This window comes from Yersinia aldovae ATCC 35236, from assembly GCF_000173735.1.
In the GTDB taxonomy this organism is placed as follows: Bacteria; Pseudomonadota; Gammaproteobacteria; order Enterobacterales; family Enterobacteriaceae; genus Yersinia; species Yersinia aldovae.
Map to the genome: position 1 here is coordinate 1 of NZ_ACCB01000021.1, position 20,459 is coordinate 20,459.

A 20,459-nucleotide genomic window follows, 5' to 3' on the forward strand; every position below is an offset into this window, starting at 1 on the left:
GCAAATCCCTGGATCATAGATTCAGGGATTTTTGCATTACATTTTTTAAAAATCTTCGATCTACCAGATGTATTCTCCGATAAAGATCCATTATCACTCTCTTACTACAATATTCATGCCCAAGGCTTTTACCCTTAGTGTGATTTCATTTCTAATTTTACTGGTGGTTAGTCAGTACAGGTTTAAATAAAGAGAGTGATTTGGTCCAAAGTAGCCAAGATACAGGTGGAAATGTGAGGATATGGGCTTATCATCGGGATATTAGGCCCCCTGGCTGAGGGCTTAATGTTATGCGGGTTCTTTACGGCAAATTAATAATGTATGCCCAATACCAAGACCATCAATATCTTTCTCAACGTAGAATCCAGCAGTAGATAAGCACTGGTAAAAAGTATCTGAATGATAAAAACGGCTATTACCGTTAGCCATACATGTAAAATAAAGAGATGAGGCATTCAAACTGAATGCACCAGCTTCAAATTGTTGCCTATCCCAAAATATCTCCATAATGCATACGTAGCTATCGGGTTTCATCGCGCGGTGAATAAGCTTTAGAATATGTACAATTCTTTCTTCGCTGAAACAGTCTAGAAATTGGCTCATCCACCAAACATCGGCTTCCCCAGGTAATTTATCTGCCAGTAACAGATCTACGGGATACGAACTAATACGGTCGCTATAGCCTTTGCTTTTGACGTTCTCGTTGGCTAAGACTAACTGCTGTGGCAAATCCAGCAATGTTATTTTCACATCAGGGTCATAGGCCGCACACTGTAAAGCCCACTTACCAGTATTGGCACCAATGTCATATATATGTTTTGGTTCAAGATCAAAAATAGTTTTGAGCGCAAGTTGAAAGGCATTATCAGAATAAAAGTGGTCAAAGGCGAACCAACTTTCACGGGCGGCAGTAGGTAGTTCACTCAGGGCAGGATAAATCGTAGGCCATTCACCAAACACGGATAGTCCAGCGGGTTTGCCTGTCGCTAGGGCTTCTTTTAAATTAAATAATCCTTGGTAACAAACGTCCTGAGTGAAGTCCATATTTACGCGGGTCATTTGATCATGCAATAAGTAGTGACCGACCTTGCCCAAATAAAATCGCTTCTCCTGCTGGTAGAGGATATTACCGCTAAGCCCCATGTCTAGCAGGATGCTGATTGCATATCGGCTTAGTGTGCAATGAGTCTGAAGCTCATCGAGTGTAATACCACCTTTACCTGATTCATCTAATGTAGCTAAAATTCCTGACTCTCTCAGGTTAAGCGCAGCTTGAAATAGCATAGGGGAAAAAGCTATTTTCTGAGCTTCAGTGATTGCCGCTAAAGCACTCATTTTGTCTTTATCATATCCGTCATGGTTATCAAACCGTGATGGTTGCAGGTGGTGCAGAAGAGTTATGCCCTTCAGAAGCCGCGGTATTTGATACCTTATTTGCGACCAGCCAGCTAAATGATTCACCAAACTTATCACCAAGGCCATTTGATCGTCAGCGTGATGGTTTGGTCATTGGCGAAGGGGCAGGCACGCTAATTCTGGAAGAGTTAGATCATGCCAAAGCCCGTGGAGCCACAATTTATGGCGAAATTATTGGTTTTTACACGAATTGCGACGCCAGCCATATTACTCAGCCGCAAAAAGAGACGATGCAAATCTGTATTGAAAAGGCGTTATTGAGTTCGGGCCTGTCTGCTGCTGACATTGGGTATATCAGTGCGCATGGCACCGCGACTGAACGCGGAGATATTGCAGAAAGTCAGGCTACGGCCGCAGTTTTTGGTAATCGGACGCCCATTTCCTCTCTGAAAAGTTATTTCGGTCATACCTTAGGTGCCTGCGGCGCGCTTGAAGCCTGGATGAGTTTGGAGATGATGCGAGCCGGGCGTTTTGCCCCCACCATTAACCTGACCGATCCAGACCCGGCCTGCGGTGACCTGGATTATCTGATGGGCGAAGGGCGCTATATCGATACCGAATTTTTCCAGACAAATAACTTTGCTTTTGGCGGTATTAATACCTCATTGGTGATCCGTCGCTGGCCGTAACAACTCTATTGTTGATTTTTTATCAAGAAATTACGTATAACGCAGTATATTGAGCAATGAAAATCAATGCGATGGCGAGGGGGGCGATTGCTCAAAGCGGTATTAAACGTGATGCGTTATTTATCTTCATTAAGCGCATAGATTGAATCTGTCTTTGAGTATCCCAATATCAGAATAATATCGTGGCTAAAAGAAATTACGGGTGGCAGCAACTGAGCGTATAATCAGAAACGACCGGCTGCCGCTCCTCTTAAGCCGGAGTTATTTCGAATAAGGAATAGGCCATTAAAGTGCCGAAACGAACCTATGCAATGCGGTATGTTGCAGGTCAACCGGTTGAACAGATTTTCCCAGGCTCCGCCAAATTACTGGGGCAGGGGTTACCGCCGGGTGCTCCATTACCGACATCTGAGTTTCTGCGGGTGATGGTATGGAATATCTTTAAGCAGCAGCGGGCGCAATGGCTCTCTGTGCTCAAAGAGTTCGGGCGCGATGCTCAACTGATGTTACTGCAAGAAGCACAAACGACACCTGAGCTGGTGCGGTTTGCTACGTCTCATTACCAGGCCGCCGATCAAGTTCCTGCTTTTGCGCTGCCCCAGCATCCCTCTGGCGTGATGACGTTGGCTGCCGCACATCCAGTTTATTGTTGTCCGTTACGCGAGCGTGAACCGCTGCTGCGTTTATCTAAATCAGCTTTAGTGACGGTTTACCCGATTCATGATGGCCGGCTGTTGATGGTTGTGAACATTCATGCGGTGAATTTTAGCCTGGGTGTCGATGTATACAGTAAGCAGTTAGAGCCGATTGGTGAGCAAATTGCCTTACACCGTGGCCCGGTGATTTTGGCGGGGGATTTCAATGCCTGGAGCCGTCAGCGCGTCAATGCTTTACAGCGCTTCGCTCAAGGTTCTGGTTTGGAAGAAGTGGCGTTTCGTGCAGATAACCGTAGCCGTGCCTTTGGTCGCCCGCTCGATTTTGTCTTTTACCGTGGTCTTTCGGTGGCTGATGCTTCGGTATTAGTGACCCGAGCCTCTGATCACAACCCACTTTTGGTTGAATTTCAGCTTTAAAATTTCGTGATGGGTGGGTGGTAACATCTTGTTTATCATGTAGTTGATTGCTATCGGTCATCGCCTTCAGCGTGATGTGTTTTATCTCTGGCTTATGGATTGTTTTTTTAACCTCACATTCAATAATCCAAAATCAGAACATATCTTGGTAATGTATTGAGCCAACGGTATATCACCGTTGGCTCAATCTGTTGTATTTACTGGTTAATTATACTCCAATCAGAAGTTATACTTCACTCCTATCATTGCCGCCGTATCGTTATAACCCGCATCACCTACCTGCACTCCCACATTACCCCAGGTATTAAGCTGTTTGTTGATTTGCCCTTCAACGCCGACTTTAATTTCAGCAATATTTTTGGTGCCTTGTTGAGAAACCGTAGCTCCGTCCATATTGGTGGAGACGTTTTTAGTATTATGAATCCAGTTTGCTTCAATGAATGGTTCAAACTCACGATCTTTACCATCATCGCCGTGTTGATCTTCCAGCACCAGATTGCCGCCACTTCCTACGACCGTGGTATCGGAGTCAGCCAGTTTTAATATTGTCTGTGCGTCATCTTGTGCCAGTAGGGATAATTTCGTATCCGGTGTCGGATTATAATCATATTTGATAGGGTAACTTGTACTACCCCATTACCACGCAGATCCATATTCTGACGGGTATGAATATTATTGACCGCCGTTTTATCACCCGGTGATACGTTGCCGAAATCTACGGTGCCGCCATTAAACGCCAGACCACCGATGGTTTGCTTGCCTGTACCAACTTTTGTATAGTTTCCTTGGTTCAGTTGCAGTGTCGCGGTTGTTAGTGCTTGTGTATTCAGCCCAGAAAGGGCGTAGCGTGAGTTTCCGAGCGCTAATGTGCCTGTAAAAGTATTGCTGGCGGCATTGGTGGTAAAATCAAAGGCGTTACCGGTGGTATCGACATCAACCAGCCCGGTACCTAATAATTTGTTATTAAAACTGACTGCCTGATTATTACGTACATTGAGGCGGCTACCTGACTCAATGTTAAAGCCGGTTGAGGCATTGTCATCGGCAGCATCACCTAAGGCTAGCAAGGTGTTATCCAGCGTGAAAGTGGAATTGTTGATCAGCTTGATTTTATCTATCTGCTGTAGCGATGTGGCATCACTCAGTGTCCATAGTGAGTTATCCAATATCAAACTATCAGTGCCAGCACCGCCTTGCAATGAGGTAAACAGAGCGCTGTCAGTTGCGGTAATATCTTTCAGAATAAAGGTGTCATCGCCACTACCAGTAATAAAATCAGTGCCTTGACTGCTACTCATTAAGGTGACGGTGTTGTTACCTGACCGTAAATTTACTTTACCGTTGATGACCCCACCGGCATCGTTGGTAAAGGCAACGCCATTGTTCGCGCTGTTCTGTACCGCACTCTGTGAGGTTGTCGCCGCCTGAATTTTGCCTGAGTTAATGAAGGTTGTAACATAGCCACTGCTGATGTCGACGACCGGAGATTGTGTTGATTTAGAAACCAAATTCCCCGATTGCTCCACACTGCTGCTGGTGCCGCCTATTTTCAAGGCCGGGCCACCGTTCAATGCATTGACACTGGCACCGGTTTTGATATCACCCGTTGAGCGGCTATCGATACCAATTCCATTTTCGCCTGTCACATTGATGATCAACTGCTGTGATTTCGACATATCCAGTATCGAACTGGTCATGCTCAAGTCGGTATTGGCGAACAAAATGCCGGTACCACCTTTACCGTTTACATTGATGGTGCCGCTGTTAGTGGTTGCCATTGATGCACCGGTGCGCACGCCCGCGCCACTGCCAGCATCGAGTGTGGTTGCGTTCAACTGAATGCCAGCAATATTAGCTTTGTTTTCAATGCCATTACCGCTGCCATTAACACTAATGATCGCGTCATTGACCGTCAAACCTACCGCACCGCTATCCAATAATATCCCGTGCGCTGTGCCGCTGGCTGTCGTTGTCCCTTTGCCATCAAGAGCCAGCGATGCATTGGCTCCAACCAGATATGCCGCCGTACCATCGGTTGCTGCCACGGTGCCGGTATTCGTTACTTTAGAGTTTTCCCCTGAATATTTACTGCCGTACCATTCACGGAAATTCCGCTATTGTTCTCAAGCGTACCGCCTGAGATCAGTACCCCAGTACTGTTCGCCTGATCGAAATTAAGTGTACCGTTATGGATAAGTTTGCCGCCGTTACGCGTAATATAACCCATCGCATCACTGGCGGTATTTCCGCTGGTGAGCGTCGCAAGTGAGGTTAGCGTAGATAAACCTACGACTCCGGCCGTTCCGATGATTGAGGTCGAGTTACCATCAACAATACCGGCAGTGGTCTGTGATCCGTTTAAGATCAGTGTGGTTTCTGCATCTATAGTGCCGTTAGCGCCACCTTCCACTTTTACCCCAGTCGCTCCTGTGCCATTTACATTCAATTTCATTGAGCCAGTGGACAGGGTGCTGGCAATATTTCCCATGTCACTCTTGCCTGTGACTAACAATGCGGTGCTATTTTTACCATCAGCGTTGATCAATGATTACGTTGAACCGCCGTTAAAGCTGGCTCCGCCATCAATGCGATACAGTGTTGACCCTTCAGTTGCGACATTCTGGGCACCGGTTGTCTGATTATTAATGGATGAACCTGCGCCATAAACGTAATAACCGGTCTGATTTTTTCCAGTAGATTTATACGAAAATATACTCTCAATGTATTTTTTTATTGATCATTTCTACAAATGCTAAATGTCTTTTCAATAAGTAGGTGTCGTGACTTCTCATGCCAACGCTAAGATTATTCCTGTGGTTAAAGGGATGATTAAATAGAGATTGAGTTAAAAGTATTAACACAATAGAGGCTGGATATTGTTAACTTACCTAATGGGTATTTAATGTACTGATAATAGTTGAGTAAGAAGGTTGGATATATTAGAAAAGAAAGCGTAGAGGATATTAGATACGGATAAATGAGTTCTACTGGATGAAGGATTATTGTAAAAGTAGCCATATTTTTCTTTTGAGCTAAATAATCGCGGTTTTTTACATCGATTGTGGTATCAATTCCGGTAGTGAGGCCAGGGATACTATTTGATTGTAATTTTGAGATAAAACCAAATTGTTACGGTAGTGAAATTACAGGGCACTTTATGGTTTGCTGCTGAATTTTAGTCATAAAAAAAGCACCCCGAAGGGTGCTTTTCAACAGCGTTAATAGCGATTCTGGCTTTACGTATCCGGGGCTGATTTTCCGTTAACAAACAACGTCAGTTTCAAACCTGGTTGTAAACTATTAGCCTTGCTGACTACCGAATTCCATCGCATCACATCGTCGGTGTTAACACCGTGACGCTTGGCAATACTGGCAAAAGAGTCACCTTTACGAACTTGATAGGTGATGCTGTTGCTGGTGGTTGTATTGCTTGCCAATTGCAGGGTTTGCCCAACTTTCAAGGTGCTCTTGGCACGTAAGTTGTTCCAACTCTGCAAATCGCTGGTCTTGATATTCAACCGCTTGGCAATCGTAGATAAGGTATCGCCGGGGCGAACTTTATACTGCGAACTTGATGCTGATTTTGTGCTGTTCTGTGCCAATTTGGTTGGTTGAACGGCGGCAATATCAGTATCTGCCAATGAATCTTTAAGCTGCTCAGCATGGGCTTTCGGCAACATAATATAACGGGGACCATGTCCAGCAGGTGCCGTTACATTGCGCTTGTACCCAGAATTAAAGGATTTCAACTTTGTTAGTGACATCCCCGCCATCTCAGCCGCCTGAGTTAGCTGTATCTGCTGACCAACATCGACACGGGCTAATGCTCGGTCTTTGTTGGTTTCCGGCAAGTTTATACCGTACTTTTTGCTGTTCTTGATTAACTCACCCAAGGCCAGCATTTTTGGTACATAGATTGACGTTTCACGAGGAAGCGACAATGCCCAAAAATTCGTCGGTTTACCCTTTGCCTTATTTACTTTCACCGCTTGCATGACTCGGCCTTCACCGCTGTTATAAGCCGCAACTGTTAACAACCAGTCACCGTCAAACATTTTGTTCAGGCGTTCCATCATATCAAGCGCTGCTTTGGTAGACGCAACCACATCTCTGCGACCGTCATACCATTGGTTCTGTTTTAAGCCATAATTTCGACCTGTACTTGGCACAATCTGCCATAGCCCTGCGGCGTTGGCGGATGATGTCGCGTGTGGGTCAAAAGCGCTCTCCACTATGGGTAGCAGTACCAGTTCCATCGGCATCTTACGTTGCTTAATCTGCTCGACTATCAGGTACATGTACGGCTCTGCCCGTAATGTTACATCGTGGAGATAGCTCTTATTTTTTAAATATTTTTGCTTCTGTTCACGGATCCGGGAATTTTCCGGAACCTTCATCTTCAGCTCGTCGCTAATGAAGTTCCACAAATCTTGCTGCGCGAGGCTACTATCATTATCCAGCCATCGCGCGTTGCCCACTCGGGCGCTATTTGTGTACTCTCCTGCTTCACTCTCTTGACCTGCCGAAGACAAACTCTGTGCATGCTGTACTGGAGCCTGAACGCCCACCTTGGACGTCTGGCACCCGACAAGCAAGACTGAGGCGAGAAATATCGCTTTAGTCTTCATGTGTGTGTCAAATGTAGTTGCTTAAAAGACGAACAATCATACTTTGCTTCGACAAAAAACACAACTAAAAGCTCAGAATCGGTCTTTCTGGGCGCGTAATTCGGAAAAAACTGAGATAAGTGAGTCCGGTGGCGACATTACGCCTATTTTCCTTTGTAAATCAATGTCGTTACAGCGTAAAAAAACATTAATTTCCCGCTCAATTTGCAACTTTACGGGCAGGCTAGGTTGGTTTTTCGCTCGTAATTGCATGATTTTCTGCTGATATGTTGCAATGTCGTGATCTGCGGGCAGAATAAAACGCGCAAACTTAAGATTGGCGAGAGTATATTCATGCGCGCTGCAAATTAAGGTGTCATCAGGAAGTTGCGCGAGCTGTTGAATAGAGGCATACATTTGCTCTGGCGTGCCTTCAAATAGCCTGCCGCAACCGGCGGAAAAAAGCGTGTCACCACAGAAAAGATAAGGTTTGCTGTAGTATGCAATGTGCCCAAGGGTATGGCCGGGGACTGCAATAATGGTGTGATTTCGACCATTAATTGTCAGGCTATCTCCGCCTTTTACAATTTCTGTTGCACCTTTATCCGCCGTTTCTTGTGGCCCATAGACGGGAATGTTGGGGAAATGGCGACATAAATCGGCCACACCGCCCACATGATCGTTATGGTGGTGAGTTAATAATATAGCCTGCGGAAGGTACTGATCTTGGCTCAGCGCCGCCAGCACCGGAGCGGATTCTCCGGGGTCCACAATGACACACTGTTTTTGCGAGTCAGCCAGAAGCCAAATGTAATTGTCTTGAAATGCCGGAATGCTGATAAGATTCATTAGATACCTCTTTTTATTGGCAATAGTTTGAAAGAAGACGTTAAAACATGAAACCAGCGCAAACACGCCAAAAGATCAATGCGCCCGCGTCCTGGGCTGAATTACCGTGGGGGGAGTATTATCGCGCTGCGCTTGAACAGCAGCTGCAACCCTGGTGGCCGAAATTCTTTGGTTTTCACTTGTTGAAGATAGGGCATTTGAGCGCTGAAATCGCCAGCGATACCTGTGCCATCTCGCATCAGGTCAATGTGGGGGTGCAGGGCAAGAATATGCAGGTACTTGCCAGCCCATATCAGTTGCCCTTTGCTGAAAAGTCGGTTGATGCCTGTTTACTGTCTCATACTTTAGCTTATGCCGCAGACCCTCACCGCATTTTACGCGAAGTGGATCGGGTGCTGATTGATGACGGTTGGCTGGTTATCAGCAATTTTAATCCCATGAGTATATTAGGGGCCGGGAAGCTGGTGCCATTATTACGTCAGCGGCAACCTTATGTCAGCCGGATGTTTACCCAGATGCGTTTACTCGACTGGCTGAGTTTGCTGAATTATGAAGTTATGCATATGTCATGCTTTCACGTTTTACCCTGGCATAAAGAAGGGGGGCGCTTTATCAGCACCCACCTACCTGCTTTGGGGTGTGTCAGCTTGATTGTGGCCCGTAAACGCACGGTGCCGCTGACCTTCAACCCGATGAAGTTTGGTGCGCGTAAACCCTGGTTTAGCCGAGCGGTGGGTGCAACGAAGAGTTATCGTGACCAATCCTGATTCGGGGCAATGGGGTTAGTCGGGGTTATAGCCGACATCGTCCTGTGTTGGTGAGTTAGCCGCAAGCCGTGCCAATTCATCACAGCGTTCGTTTTCTGGGTGACCGGCGTGGCCCTTGACCCATTCCCACTGTATTGTATGAGTCTGAATAGCCAGATCCAGCCGTTGCCATAAATCCATATTACGCACCGGTTTGCGGTCAGTGGTTTTCCAGCCGCGTTTTTTCCAATTGTGTATCCACTGGGTGATCCCTTGGCGTACATATTGGCTGTCGGTGCTAATTGTCACTTCACACGGCGAGGTCAACGCCTCTAGCGCGACAATAGCAGCCATTAACTCCATGCGGTTGTTGGTCGTTAAATAGTAGCCCGCGCTAAACATTTTTTCATGTTGCTTGTAACGCAATATTGCGCCATAACCACCGGGACCCGGATTGCCAAGGCAAGATCCATCGGTGAAAATTTCTACCTGTTTAGTCATCTCTGGTAGACTCTTCCTATCTGTTTCATTAAACGTTAAGTCTGACATAAACGAGCGCTATGAGCACTGGCAATATGCAAGTTACACCGACCAGACAGATTGTTCTGGATACTGAAACCACCGGTATGAATAAGCTGGGCGTTCATTATGAAGGCCATCGGATTATTGAGATCGGTGCGGTTGAGGTGATCAACCGTCGCCTGACCGGTAGAAACTTCCATGTCTATGTGAAGCCGGATCGTCTGGTTGACCCGGAAGCCTACGGTGTTCACGGTATCAGTGATGAGTTTTTGGCGGATAAACCTTCATTTGCTGATATTACACCAGAGTTTCTTGAGTTTATCCGTGGTGCTGAGCTGGTCATTCATAATGCGGCGTTTGATATCGGCTTTATGGATTACGAGTTCCGTATGTTGCAGCAGGATATTCCGAAAACGGAAACCTTCTGTACCATCACCGATAGCCTGTTATTGGCGCGCCGTCTGTTCCCAGGCAAGCGTAATAACCTTGATGCGTTGTGCGATCGCTATCTGATAGATAATACCAAGCGAACGCTGCACGGCGCATTACTCGATGCCGAAATTCTGGCTGAAGTGTATCTGGCGATGACTGGCGGTCAGACGTCACTGTCTTTCTCTATGGAAGGCGATCAGTCGCAAAATGATTCTTCCGAAGATATTCAGCGAATTACCCGACCAGCATCTGCGTTGAAAATAATTTATGCGGCTGAAGATGAGTTGCTAGCCCATGAATCGCGTTTGGATTTGGTGATGAAGAAGGGCGGCAGTTGTTTGTGGCGGATGCCGCTTGAATCGGAAGATAGTGCAAATGCAGAATAAAACGACTTCCAGATGAAAAACTGTGCAACCGGCTTATTTTGTTGGAAAAAGTGTTGACGAGATAGCGTTCCAAACGTAATATTCGTTTCGTTCTTAACCGGAACAGCAGCGTGGTGCGGTAGTTCAGTCGGTTAGAATACCGGCCTGTCACGCCGGGGGTCGCGGGTTCGAGTCCCGTCCGCACCGCCAACATTCAAGCCCTAGTCTTATTACAGACTGGGGTTTTTTGTTTGTGCTTTTTTAGGGGATACCATATTCCGTTCGCCGCCACTAAACCAATTGATTGGGGTGAGGATGGATAAAGTCTGCAATACACTCATTCTGATTCATTGGGCGTTAACCCACCGTTATTCTGGTGGGTTTGAGTTAGCGTGAGTCATCAGAATGACTCTTTATTTATCAAAATCTGGCTTATCAGAACAAGACAGAATAGTTCACACCAAAGGTACGGCCACGGCCTTTGTAGGTATACAAGTCGGGTGAACCGTAGGTTGGGCTGTACAGAATCGGTGCGCGCTGGCCCCAAACCGTGGTGTAGTCTTTGTCCAGTAGGTTTTCAATACTGAAGCTGATTTTCCCCACCGGTAAGGCGTAACTGCTGAGGAAATCGATGGTGTTATAACCGTCGATTTTACGGCCCTTACTGTCAGAAACATCAAAGGTCTGCTGGGATTGTACCCGCAGATTCCAGTCACCTGGTGCCCAGCCAACATAAGCGGTGGCTTTCGATGGGCTGGCGGTATCAACCGTCAATTTCTGCCATTTACCGCTATTTTTGGTTTCAGATTTGATCAGGTTGAATGTTGCCCCAGTACTCCAATCGCTCTCTTCGAAGAAGTAATCCACCGCACCTTCAACCCCGTAGATCCGGCGTTTATCCGGCAACACATTGATAGTCATATCTGTTTTGTTGATTGAAATGGTCTGGTCAGATAGCGAGTAATAACCGGCGATTTGAGTGCGCAGATTATCACCGGTGTAGCGCCAGCCCAGTTCATAGGCGTTAACTTTGATGCCTTCTAGTTTGGAATCATTGACGTTGACACTGTTTTGTAGCTGATAGTGGCCGTTGACTAACTGATAGCTGCCTGAGCCATAATATTTCGCCAAATCGGGGATCTCAAATCCTTGAGAGAAGTTGAACCAGGTCTGTTGGCGCTCTGCCAAATGTGCCAGTAAACCGGCGTTGAACAGGAGGTTGTTGTAATCGGTTTTCCCCCCGGCACGGCATCGGCCGATCTCGCCGTACCGTTGGCTATCGCTTGCTGCTGCGCGTAACCGACAAAATCATCGACCTTGTTCTCGGTGTACTGATAACGCACTCCACCGCTCAGGGTGAAGATTGGGTTGATGTCATAGCTGGTTTGCAGGAACGGCGCAAGGTTGGTGGTGGTGTAACCTGGGTAGCGGCCTACGTTGTAGGCATTTTGTAATGTCATACCGCCGGTCTGTTGCGCCAGCGCCAAATTAAAGAACTGTTGATTGGCGTTGAAGCTTTCATGTTCGGCATCAATACCGTAAGTCAGCGTCAGGCTGTCGATAGGTTTACTGTTTAGCGTCAGTTTACCGCCATAAAAATCGGTTTTTTGCTGCGAAGCGCCAATACTGGTTACCACCGAGCCGGTTTTGTTCAGAGTTGGGAACGGATAAAATGTCAGGGATTCATCACGATAGAATACCTGCGCGACTAAATCCTGCCCCCAGAAATCGGTATTGGAGTATTGCAGATTGATGAGATGGCGCTCAGTTCCTGGAATGCGATCAGAGTTTAGATTTGAGCTGTTAGACGCCAGCCCAGTACCGGTAACGGCTGAGAAGTTCTGCCCCAGATACAGCCCATGCTTGCCATCGGATTCGCTGTTGAAATACTGAGCGGTCAACTGCAACTGCTGGTGGTCATCAATATTGAACGTGCCACTGCCCATCACATCGAGGCGGCCGGAGTATTGTAGGCCAGTTTGGGTGTTATCGATTAAGACTTCATCGCCTTTGCCGTCATACCAGCCGCCATAACGCTGGTAAGAGACAGAAAATCGCCCGAATGCTTTATCAGTGCCGCCACTGACGGCGGCGGCGGCATTCTCATCGTGGTCATTATGGCTGTTAAAGCCCGTTTTGCCGCCGAGCTGTAACTCAACTTGTTTTTCTTCCTGACCTTTTTTAGTCACGATATTGATCAGGCCGCCGGTGCTGCCACCGCCGTAGAGCGAGGTGGCACCTGAGATCACTTCAATGTGGCCAATATTGAACGGATCAATTGAATCAAGCTGGCGGCTATCGCTGCGTGATGAGTTCAGGCGAACACCGTCGATCATCACCATCATTGAGCGACCACGCATATTCATGCCGTAATTGGTTCGCCCTTGACTGCTGACATCCATGCCTGGAATCAATTGTGCCAGAATGTCTTTGATTTCTTTGCCCGCCTGAACCTGTTGTTCTAGTTCCTGGCCTTCAATCACCCACGTTGTTTGTGCCATTTCTGTCACACTGCGGTGCGATCGGCTGGCGGAAACTACCATTTGATCTTCTGCCCATGCAGCGGGTGCGAGCATGGCTAACAGGCACGGATTTAATACCCAGAGGTGTCTGCGTTTCATTATTATTCCCTGTATTCCCCTATTGGGGGCTGTGTTAAAAGTCGTTGTGGTTTTAAAACTCGGTATGGTTGAGCGTGGCGTGTTCTGTGCAGGGAGTGACCCCCGATTGCTGACTTCGCCACTGGATCACCGCCGGGGTGGAGGTTAAGTCGAACTGTTCACATCCTAAAGCCCGGTTGAGAATTCGTGCTGACCGCCAAGCCATCAAGCTGAGTTGAGGTTCAGCGATGCCGTGGCTGTGCATACCGGCGTTTACCGCAAATAAGCAGTTATCGCGTGGGCCGCGCCAGTCGAGGGTAAAGTCGGGTGCCACCCGGTATTGATAGTCGGCGGTGGTTATCAGGCGGTTGGCCAGTGGTTGCAGGAATGCCGGGCGTTCCTGCTGATAACCGGTCGCAAAGATAACCACGTCGGTATCAATGCTTTCTTTGCCTTGGTCGAGATGGTGATGGGTCACTAATTGGTAGCCGTTGCCCTGCGCATGTATCGCTGTCAGTGAGCGGCTGGGTAACAAACAGGTCCAAGGCTGCTCACGCAATACTTCAAATTGGTGATACATCGCCCGGTAAATAGTCAGTAGCGACTCACTGGTTATGCCGTCAGACGTCATTTTCTGCTCGGCCAACATCCGCTGTTTGGCGTTATCGTTAAGGGTATAGAAGCTATCAACGTATTCCGGCGTGAAATACTCATTAGCAAAAGCGGCTTCATCCAACGCGTTGTAGTTATTGCGGCGCGAAATCCAGTTCAGTTGTGCCGGTTGACCCCATTCCCCACGGAAGATGTTCAAGAACAAATCCGCACCACTCTGGCCGCCGCCAACAAGAGTGACTCGTTTGCCCGTCAGGTTCGGATTGCGTAGCGCCATCTCACTGGCGTGGAAACAGCGGTCATTTTGTTCTGTCACGCATTCCGGCAGCTTGATGCGTTTGCCTATCCCCAAGCAAACATGGCGCGCATAGTAGACTTTCCGTGCTGTGGTGACGACAAAATGGCGCTGCTGATCGTCAAAATCCACACTCTGAATATCCTGACTGAACGCCAATGAATTCAGGCCATTGGCCGCCCAGCAGAGGTAATCTGCAAACTCTTCCCGTGAGACGGTACGGTGTTCTGTGGTTAAGAACCGGTAGAATTTCTTCCGCTGAACCAAATAGTTAAGAAAGCTGTATGGGTTAGTGGGCGATACTGCGCTGACCAAGTCTTTCAAAAAACTGGTCTGCATGTGGCAATCCGGCACCATCATACCGGGGTGCCAGGAAAAGTGCGGTTTACGCTCAAAGAATTTGCTGTTAAAGCCAGAAACTTCACTGCCGAGCGCGGCAATACTGAGGTTGAATGGGCCGATGCCAATGCCGATGAAATCCAGAGTCTGATTCATTGGGCTAGCTCCTTGGTGACCAAATAAAGAGGGTTATCCAGATCCTGCAAGTAATTCGGTAGCATACGATTGCCACCGTCTTGCTCTGAATAGGTGAGTTTCACCGGGTTGAGAACCACACGAATAATTTGTGGTTTAAACAAATCAAATAAGGCAAAGCGCGCTGCCATGTCGGGATGTTGCGCCATGTAGCGCTTTAGCACTTGTGCCAGCAGTTGATAAAACCGCTGTTCACTGACACCACAAACGTGCATCAGCGGTGAGATAAATCGCAGAACGGTGACGAAATGTCCCGTTTGTAAGTCGTGGATCAGATAGTTGGCAGACAAGCGTGCGGTCACCTCTTTCACCACGTTTGGCAGGGAGGCTGCTTGCGGAAACTCTTCATCGACCAGGCGCATATCACCCTGAAAGTCTTTTAATAAGATGCGCTGTGGCACATGGTCTTTCATCACTAAGGTGATGTTTTGTCCGTGGGCAATCAGCGCCACGCCGTAACAGCACATCAGATGGTAGATTGGCACCACTACCACGCGGAACATCTGTTCCAGCCAGGCTTCGGCACTTAACCCTGATCGTGCTATATAGGCCGCGATCAGCGGATAGCCCTGATTATCGGTTTCCATCAGCGTCGCCATCAAAATAGCTTGCTCGCCCGGTTGCAAATAGCAGGATGGATTTTCCCGCCAGATAACGCCGAGCATTTCCTGATAGCGATACGGGGCTTTGTTTAACGTGGCATAGGTTGGGTGTGTCATATAACCGGCAGCCGGTTCGCCGAGGATTTCGGCTCCGCTTTCACGTAGCGTCCGGTCTTGTGCGAATACTTGCTGCAACCAGCGCGACGCTGCTGGGCCTGCGCTAATGTACTTACCGGGGATGCCACGATAGCAAGAGGTGTTATAGATAGTCAGTGGCAATTTGATATCAAATGGCACACGACGACTGACATTAGTTAAGGTGCGTAGTGACTGTTGCGCCAGATAGTGATCGCCAAATTCCCCCAGTTCTACCAATTCACCTTCGGCTAGCTGTGGCAGGAAGTGTAGGGCAATTTTTTGCTGCCATTGCCACGGGTGTAAAGGGACCGGCACCCAATCGTCATTCAACGCAAGCTCCTGCCAGCGGTGCTCAAAGCGCTGGCGTTCAGTGCTGTCCATCGCACTGCTGAGCAACCTGTCCAACGGGAGTTCAGCATCCGCGCACCAGACAAAACTGCGACGTTTGGCCGCAACCCAATGCAGGCGGAATTGGCCTTGATATTCTGGCGCATAATGTTGCAGGGCGGTCAGGCCCCAACCACGGCGGCCTTTATTGAAAATAAATTTCGGGTGGCCGGCGAGCAGACATTGCAGCGCATCAGCATCGAGTGCTATCAGGCTGTCAGCGCTCATGCCATGACGCGCAGCAAGCAATTGCATGTCTCCCCGTAATGTGGCGTATAAGTCTTCCAGGTGCTCGGCCACCTGTGCGTCATCCATGTTTAGCACCTGAGCCAACTGGCGCAATATGTGATCAGCGGTCAGTGGTACTCCCTCGCAGTGCAATGAGGTGGGATCAATTTGCAGCCAACCCCAGATACCCCGTTCAGCGTGAAAGGTATAAACCGCACTCGGTAAGGCTATGCGCCATGTCTGACCCTGTGGTTCGGCATTCAGGGTGCGCTCATATTCCAGTTCGGCGAGGATCTTGGCTACCATTTGGCGGTTAACCCGCTGCCAGTGGCTATAATCGTTGGTGGTCATACCGCCCCCTCCCGGAAGAAATCAGTGCGCTGATTCACTATCAGCCGCGAGCGTTTATGCGGGAAATCAAACTCTTTCAAGGTGTGGTAGCCCGCCGCTGGCAGGTGACGGAACAAACGCTGGTTATCGGCGCGCGGTTCAGCCACCACTCGGGTTGTCCGTGGTTCGTCCAGATAGAGATAGTGTGTCAGGCCCCGTAGCCAACTGCGAATGTATTGCGCACCCCGCCAGTGCTCTTCACCCACCAGCATATGCAGCCCACGGTCAAAAGGCTGCCAGCGGTAATGGCGGCCAATTCTATCTTCCGCTGCCCAGTAAACTTCAAAATAACCAAACGGTTGGTCGTCGAAACAGCCCAGTAACGGATAGCAATAGCTGGAATCTAATTGGCGTTGCAGATAAGCCGTCTGAACCTCAAGTGGGCCGCTCATTTCCCAGAAGGCATCGATGCGCGGTGAGTTCATCCAGCGGGTAAATTGCTCGGCGTCACGGCCAATGTCGGGTAACCGGAAGCTCAGGATGCGTTTAATGTTGGGATCGAAACGGCGATAGACCTCACCGTGTGGGCGGGCAGGGCGTTGCGGGAAGCAGATATCCCGTTCGGCATCATATTGCATCTGACCAGAACTCTGGTTGGGTGCTGCTATCCGCCACAGCGGAAACTGATAAAACAGCTCCCGTGGCAGATAGTCACCGTTTGCCAAGGCAAACAATGCCTGTGCCTGCGGTTCTTCCCGCCACTCAGTATACGGTAAGGCAATACCGGTTAATTTTGGTGCGGCGATGAATAATTGATCTAACATGGACACCAGCCAGCCGGTTGGCAGCGGCCCCGGTAAGTGCAACACGGCGCTGCCGTCCAAGCCTAAACCGAGGGTGAGGTTTTTTTCCAGATGTTCACAGCGAAAACCGCCACCAGAGTGCATCAATTTGGCGTGTGGCATCATCGGGTAACACCTTGTTTGGTTGGGTGAATGACATTAAACGGGTTAGCAAAATCAAAATAGATGACTGCCGGATCCACGATGGTGTTTTCGTTGAGATCGTGCAGATAACAGAAGAAATTACCTTTGCAGTTCCAGTGGGTGCTATTGAGCACATAATCCAGGCACAGGGTATTTTTAGCGCTAGCGCGTAGGCCGCTAAGTGCGTCACGAATCCGAGCCATCAGATTCTCTTCGCTGTCGAAACCGGCCGCCGCTAACGCTGCGGTGACCGCCAGGCTGGAGTTCACCAGCAGGTAGTATGGGAAGTACCGCAGCAATTGTTGCTCACTGAAGCGATTCTCCGCTTCAGCTTCACCAATCTCTTCCAGCCACGGGGCCGCACCACGGGTAAAGCCGCTGCCCTGACAGTCGCGATACAACATGCCGATTGGCAAGTCTTGCTGCATCTCCACCAGAATGTTTTGTTGATGCGCCAGTAGCACCAGCCCGTAGTCGGCCTCGGTACTAAACAGCGGTAACAACACATGCTGGCAATAGGCATCTAACCAACAGTGGGTGGCTTGTTGTAATGGCAAGCTCAACCGCGTGGCTAAACGGCGTACTGCGCAAGCCAATAGGCTGTCACCACCGTCCGGCGCTGCTTGTGTCAAGGTCACCAGGACATTGGTTTGTGTATCTGGCTGGCTGAACAACAGGTTGTCGCGTAGCACCAGCAGGCTCTCTTCTTGAACCGTGCCATCCGCCGACCGTAAACCCGCCCAGCCATCTTCCTGCATCACGCGGAAGGTCGGGTAGCGCGCTTGCAGCTCTTGCCAGCGCGGGGTTAGCGACAGCCGAGCCAGACGGATACCGCGTTTGGCTTCTTTCACTGACAGGGTACGTACCGAGTTGGTTAGGCGTACGCTGAGTGAGAATTTGATCATGTCGCGGTTTGATGAGCTGTAGAGCGAGCGCGAGGAGCTAGTGGGTAACCAGCGTTCGCCAACTTCGCCCAGATCCCGTAATACGCCTTGTTGCACTAATTGTTGGCACCAATCCTGTGTCAACAGGTGATCAGCTTGCCACGGGTGCATCGGTAATAGCCAAATGTCATCGGTAAAGTGCGCGAGCAGTTGTGGTGCGCTCTCGCTGGCGAAGCGTTGCAGGCGCTGTTGCAGTGTCAGCTTGAGGCTCTCGCCGCACAGGTAGTTTTTATCCACGGCAAACCAGCGCAGTGGAAAGCGGGCCGCAAAGTCTGGCAGGTAACGGTGCGCCTGTTTTTCATCAAAAGGTTCATGGGATTTTGGTGCTGGGTGGAAAGCGTGGCCGACCAGTAATCCTTGCTCTGCTTCGGCAAAATTGAGCGGTTTATCGCGCAGTGACGGCCAATCCAGACGAATATTGATAGCTTGCTGAGTATTGTTATGACTTTCCAGCACCCTTTGGCGAAAACGCGCAACGACATCTTTAGAGAGCGCACCTTTTATCGCGGGCTTCTCCAATAGTAATGACACCAGTTGTTCCACGCTGATGACCGCACCGGCTCCGTCATCTTGCTGATGCAGATAAGCAGGAAAGAGATAGTGATTATGCTGTGTCGGGGAAATATGCAGTAAGGCGATGCGGATAGCTTGTGAAGATGACAGCGGAATGTGGAGTTGTGGGTACTGCTGGTTGTTCTTAGCCGGAATTACCTGCCAATCCTGGCTTTCACGCATTAGTGCGTTGAGGAAACATTGCGCAGCCACATCGGTTGTCGCGGTTTCTAACTGGATAGTCATGATCCCATATCACTCTTGATTCAATTGAGAATAATTCTTATATCAATAATATTTATCATTATCAATAAGATTATGATACCATTTTTCAATGGAATGCCCTTAAATCCTTAATGTTATTAACGGTTAATTCACTTTTAATGCAAATCTCCCCTCAGTCTGGCTCCCGTTCATGCGGGAATATGTCCTCTTCCAATTGGCCGTTAGCTTTTTGCGCTGGGCTATTGGGTATCGGGCAAAATGGTTTATTGGTGGTGCTACCGGTATTAGTGAGTAAGACTCACTTATCTCTGTCGGTATGGGCAGGTTTGCTGACTCTGGGTTCAATACTGTTTTTAGTGGGTTCACCGTGGTGGGGCCGCCAATCGGAGATTCGTGGTTGTAAGTTTGTTGTCATCATGGCGCTGACCGGCTACTTGCTCAGTTTTGTGTTATTAACTCTGGCGGTGTGGGGGTTGGCGGCAGGGTGGTTAGCGGAAATGGTCGGGTTGGGGGGGCTTATCATGGCGCGTATTATTTATGGCCTAACGGTGTCTGGCATGGTGCCAGCCTGCCAGACATGGGCCTTGCAGCGCGCCGGATATGAGCAACGGATGGCGGCACTGGCCACCATCAGTTCAGGTTTGAGTTGTGGCCGTCTACTTGGCCCGCTGTGTGCCGCGCTGTTTCTTTCAATACACCCGATGGCCCCTCTCTGGTTGATGGCGATAGCCCCATTGATCGCCCTGCTGGTGGTGTGCTTCCAATATAATGATCCGCCGTTACTGCCGGTGGTACATCAACAAAATAGGTTGCAGATCAGCATGTTACCTTATTTGCTCTGTGCGCTATTGCTGGCGGCAGCGGTGAGTCTGATGCAACTTGGGCTGGCCCCTCATTTGAGCCAATTATTCAATGATTCTGCTACGACAGTGAGCCACCATGTAGCCATTTTGCTGAGTGTGGCTGCCGGTTGTACTTTGTTAGCACAGTTTCTGGTCGTGCGTCCACAACGCTTTACACCTTCTCAGTTGCTGCTGGTGGCAGCCTTATTTATGGTGTTTGGCTTAGGATTGATGTGCACTCAGCCCTTGGTATTATTTTATGCGGGTTGTGCGCTGACTTCCTTTGGGGCCGCGATGGCGACACCCGGTTACCAATTGATGCTGAACGATAAGTTGTCTACCGGCAAAGGTTCCGGTGTGATTGCAACCAGCCATACATTGGGTTATGGCATGAGCGCGTTAATGGTGCCCGTTGTGGCAAAATTTTACGGTGAGTCACAATTGGTCACTGCGGCACTGATGATGGCCATTCTGTTAAGCGGTATCAGTGGTTGGCTGTGGTGTCAGCATCGAAAAACAGCATATTCTGCGGGAGAGTAACTGAC

15 protein-coding genes, 1 tRNA gene and 3 pseudogenes are annotated in these 20,459 nt (G+C 48.9%); 7 read left to right on the plus strand and 12 right to left on the minus strand.

What is annotated here, in order from left to right; translation table 11 throughout:
- Positions 1-288: 288 nt before the first annotated feature.
- Complete coding sequence (locus YALDO0001_RS11070; RefSeq protein ID WP_042839836.1) at positions 289-1,335, minus strand: methyltransferase; 1,047 nt, start codon at positions 1,333-1,335, stop codon at positions 289-291.
- Positions 1,336-1,349: 14 nt separating this feature from the next.
- Between YALDO0001_RS11070 and YALDO0001_RS11075 the strand changes: the two are divergent.
- Both YALDO0001_RS11075 and YALDO0001_RS11080 read left to right on the plus strand, forming a co-directional pair.
- Positions 1,350-2,045, plus strand: a pseudogene (locus YALDO0001_RS11075) (beta-ketoacyl synthase N-terminal-like domain-containing protein); the annotation flags it as partial.
- 290 nt (positions 2,046-2,335) lie between these two features.
- On the plus strand, positions 2,336-3,118 hold the full coding sequence (locus tag YALDO0001_RS11080; RefSeq protein ID WP_071841541.1) for an endonuclease/exonuclease/phosphatase family protein: 783 nt from the start codon (positions 2,336-2,338) through the stop codon (positions 3,116-3,118).
- Between the two features lie 219 nt (positions 3,119-3,337).
- On the opposite strand, the pseudogene YALDO0001_RS11085 reads toward YALDO0001_RS11080, so the two are convergent.
- The 3 genes and pseudogenes from YALDO0001_RS11085 to YALDO0001_RS19730 form a co-directional block, all read right to left on the minus strand.
- A pseudogene (locus YALDO0001_RS11085) lies at positions 3,338-3,658 on the minus strand (autotransporter outer membrane beta-barrel domain-containing protein); the annotation flags it as partial.
- Positions 3,658-5,163 (minus strand): beta strand repeat-containing protein, encoded by a 1,506-nt coding sequence (locus tag YALDO0001_RS11090; protein ID WP_004703141.1) that lies wholly within the window; start codon positions 5,161-5,163, stop codon positions 3,658-3,660. The pseudogene YALDO0001_RS11085 and the gene YALDO0001_RS11090, both read right to left, overlap by 1 nt.
- A gap of 14 nt (positions 5,164-5,177) precedes the next feature.
- On the minus strand, positions 5,178-5,606 hold the full coding sequence (locus YALDO0001_RS19730) for a hypothetical protein (protein WP_004703143.1): 429 nt from the start codon (positions 5,604-5,606) through the stop codon (positions 5,178-5,180).
- Between YALDO0001_RS19730 and YALDO0001_RS21275 the strand changes: the two genes are divergently transcribed.
- Positions 5,605-5,757 (plus strand): hypothetical protein, encoded by a 153-nt coding sequence (locus YALDO0001_RS21275; RefSeq protein WP_156170996.1) that lies wholly within the window; start codon positions 5,605-5,607, stop codon positions 5,755-5,757. The genes YALDO0001_RS19730 and YALDO0001_RS21275 overlap by 2 nt on opposite strands.
- Positions 5,758-6,354: 597 nt before the next feature.
- Here the strand turns inward: YALDO0001_RS21275 and mltD are convergent.
- A complete protein-coding gene (gene mltD, locus YALDO0001_RS11095) occupies positions 6,355-7,746 on the minus strand; it encodes a murein transglycosylase D (protein ID WP_071986400.1) in 1,392 nt (463 codons plus the stop codon).
- A 72-nt stretch (positions 7,747-7,818) separates the two neighbouring features.
- Entirely contained in the window at positions 7,819-8,574 is a 756-nt protein-coding gene (gene gloB / locus YALDO0001_RS11100) for a hydroxyacylglutathione hydrolase (protein WP_004703149.1), read from the minus strand.
- Positions 8,575-8,621: 47 nt separating this feature from the next.
- Here gloB and YALDO0001_RS11105 point away from each other — a divergent pair, with 47 nt between their 5' ends.
- Entirely contained in the window at positions 8,622-9,341 is a 720-nt protein-coding gene (locus tag YALDO0001_RS11105) for a class I SAM-dependent methyltransferase (RefSeq protein ID WP_004703150.1), read from the plus strand.
- Positions 9,342-9,356: 15 nt separating this feature from the next.
- Here YALDO0001_RS11105 and rnhA read toward each other — a convergent pair whose 3' ends face one another.
- The gene (rnhA, locus tag YALDO0001_RS11110; protein WP_004703152.1) at positions 9,357-9,821 is read right to left on the minus strand and encodes a ribonuclease HI; all 465 of its coding nucleotides are present in this window, start codon (positions 9,819-9,821) and stop codon (positions 9,357-9,359) included.
- 74 nt (positions 9,822-9,895) lie between these two features.
- Between rnhA and dnaQ the strand changes: the two genes are divergently transcribed.
- Positions 9,896-10,660, plus strand: a complete 765-nt coding sequence (gene dnaQ / locus YALDO0001_RS11115) for a DNA polymerase III subunit epsilon (protein ID WP_042839872.1) — start codon at positions 9,896-9,898, stop codon at positions 10,658-10,660.
- A 112-nt stretch (positions 10,661-10,772) separates the two neighbouring features.
- A tRNA-Asp gene (locus YALDO0001_RS11120) sits at positions 10,773-10,849 on the plus strand.
- Between the two features lie 225 nt (positions 10,850-11,074).
- Here YALDO0001_RS11120 and YALDO0001_RS11125 read toward each other — a convergent pair.
- The 5 genes and pseudogenes from YALDO0001_RS11125 to YALDO0001_RS11145 form a co-directional block, all read right to left on the minus strand.
- Positions 11,075-13,260: pseudogene (locus tag YALDO0001_RS11125) on the minus strand (TonB-dependent siderophore receptor).
- A 52-nt stretch (positions 13,261-13,312) separates the two neighbouring features.
- Complete coding sequence (locus YALDO0001_RS11130; protein WP_042839840.1) at positions 13,313-14,641, minus strand: lysine N(6)-hydroxylase/L-ornithine N(5)-oxygenase family protein; 1,329 nt, start codon at positions 14,639-14,641, stop codon at positions 13,313-13,315.
- On the minus strand, positions 14,638-16,386 hold the full coding sequence (iucC, locus tag YALDO0001_RS11135; RefSeq protein ID WP_042839841.1) for an IucA/IucC family protein: 1,749 nt from the start codon (positions 16,384-16,386) through the stop codon (positions 14,638-14,640). Before iucC ends, YALDO0001_RS11130 begins: the two co-directional genes overlap by 4 nt.
- On the minus strand, positions 16,383-17,333 hold the full coding sequence (locus tag YALDO0001_RS11140; RefSeq protein ID WP_042839843.1) for a GNAT family N-acetyltransferase: 951 nt from the start codon (positions 17,331-17,333) through the stop codon (positions 16,383-16,385). Before YALDO0001_RS11140 ends, iucC begins: the two co-directional genes overlap by 4 nt.
- Positions 17,330-19,093, minus strand: a complete 1,764-nt coding sequence (locus YALDO0001_RS11145; protein ID WP_004703168.1) for an IucA/IucC family protein — start codon at positions 19,091-19,093, stop codon at positions 17,330-17,332. Before YALDO0001_RS11145 ends, YALDO0001_RS11140 begins: the two co-directional genes overlap by 4 nt.
- A 137-nt stretch (positions 19,094-19,230) precedes the next feature.
- Here YALDO0001_RS11145 and YALDO0001_RS11150 point away from each other — a divergent pair, with 137 nt between their 5' ends.
- The gene (locus YALDO0001_RS11150) at positions 19,231-20,454 is read left to right on the plus strand and encodes an MFS transporter (protein WP_042839873.1); all 1,224 of its coding nucleotides are present in this window, start codon (positions 19,231-19,233) and stop codon (positions 20,452-20,454) included.
- Positions 20,455-20,459 lie beyond the last annotated feature (5 nt).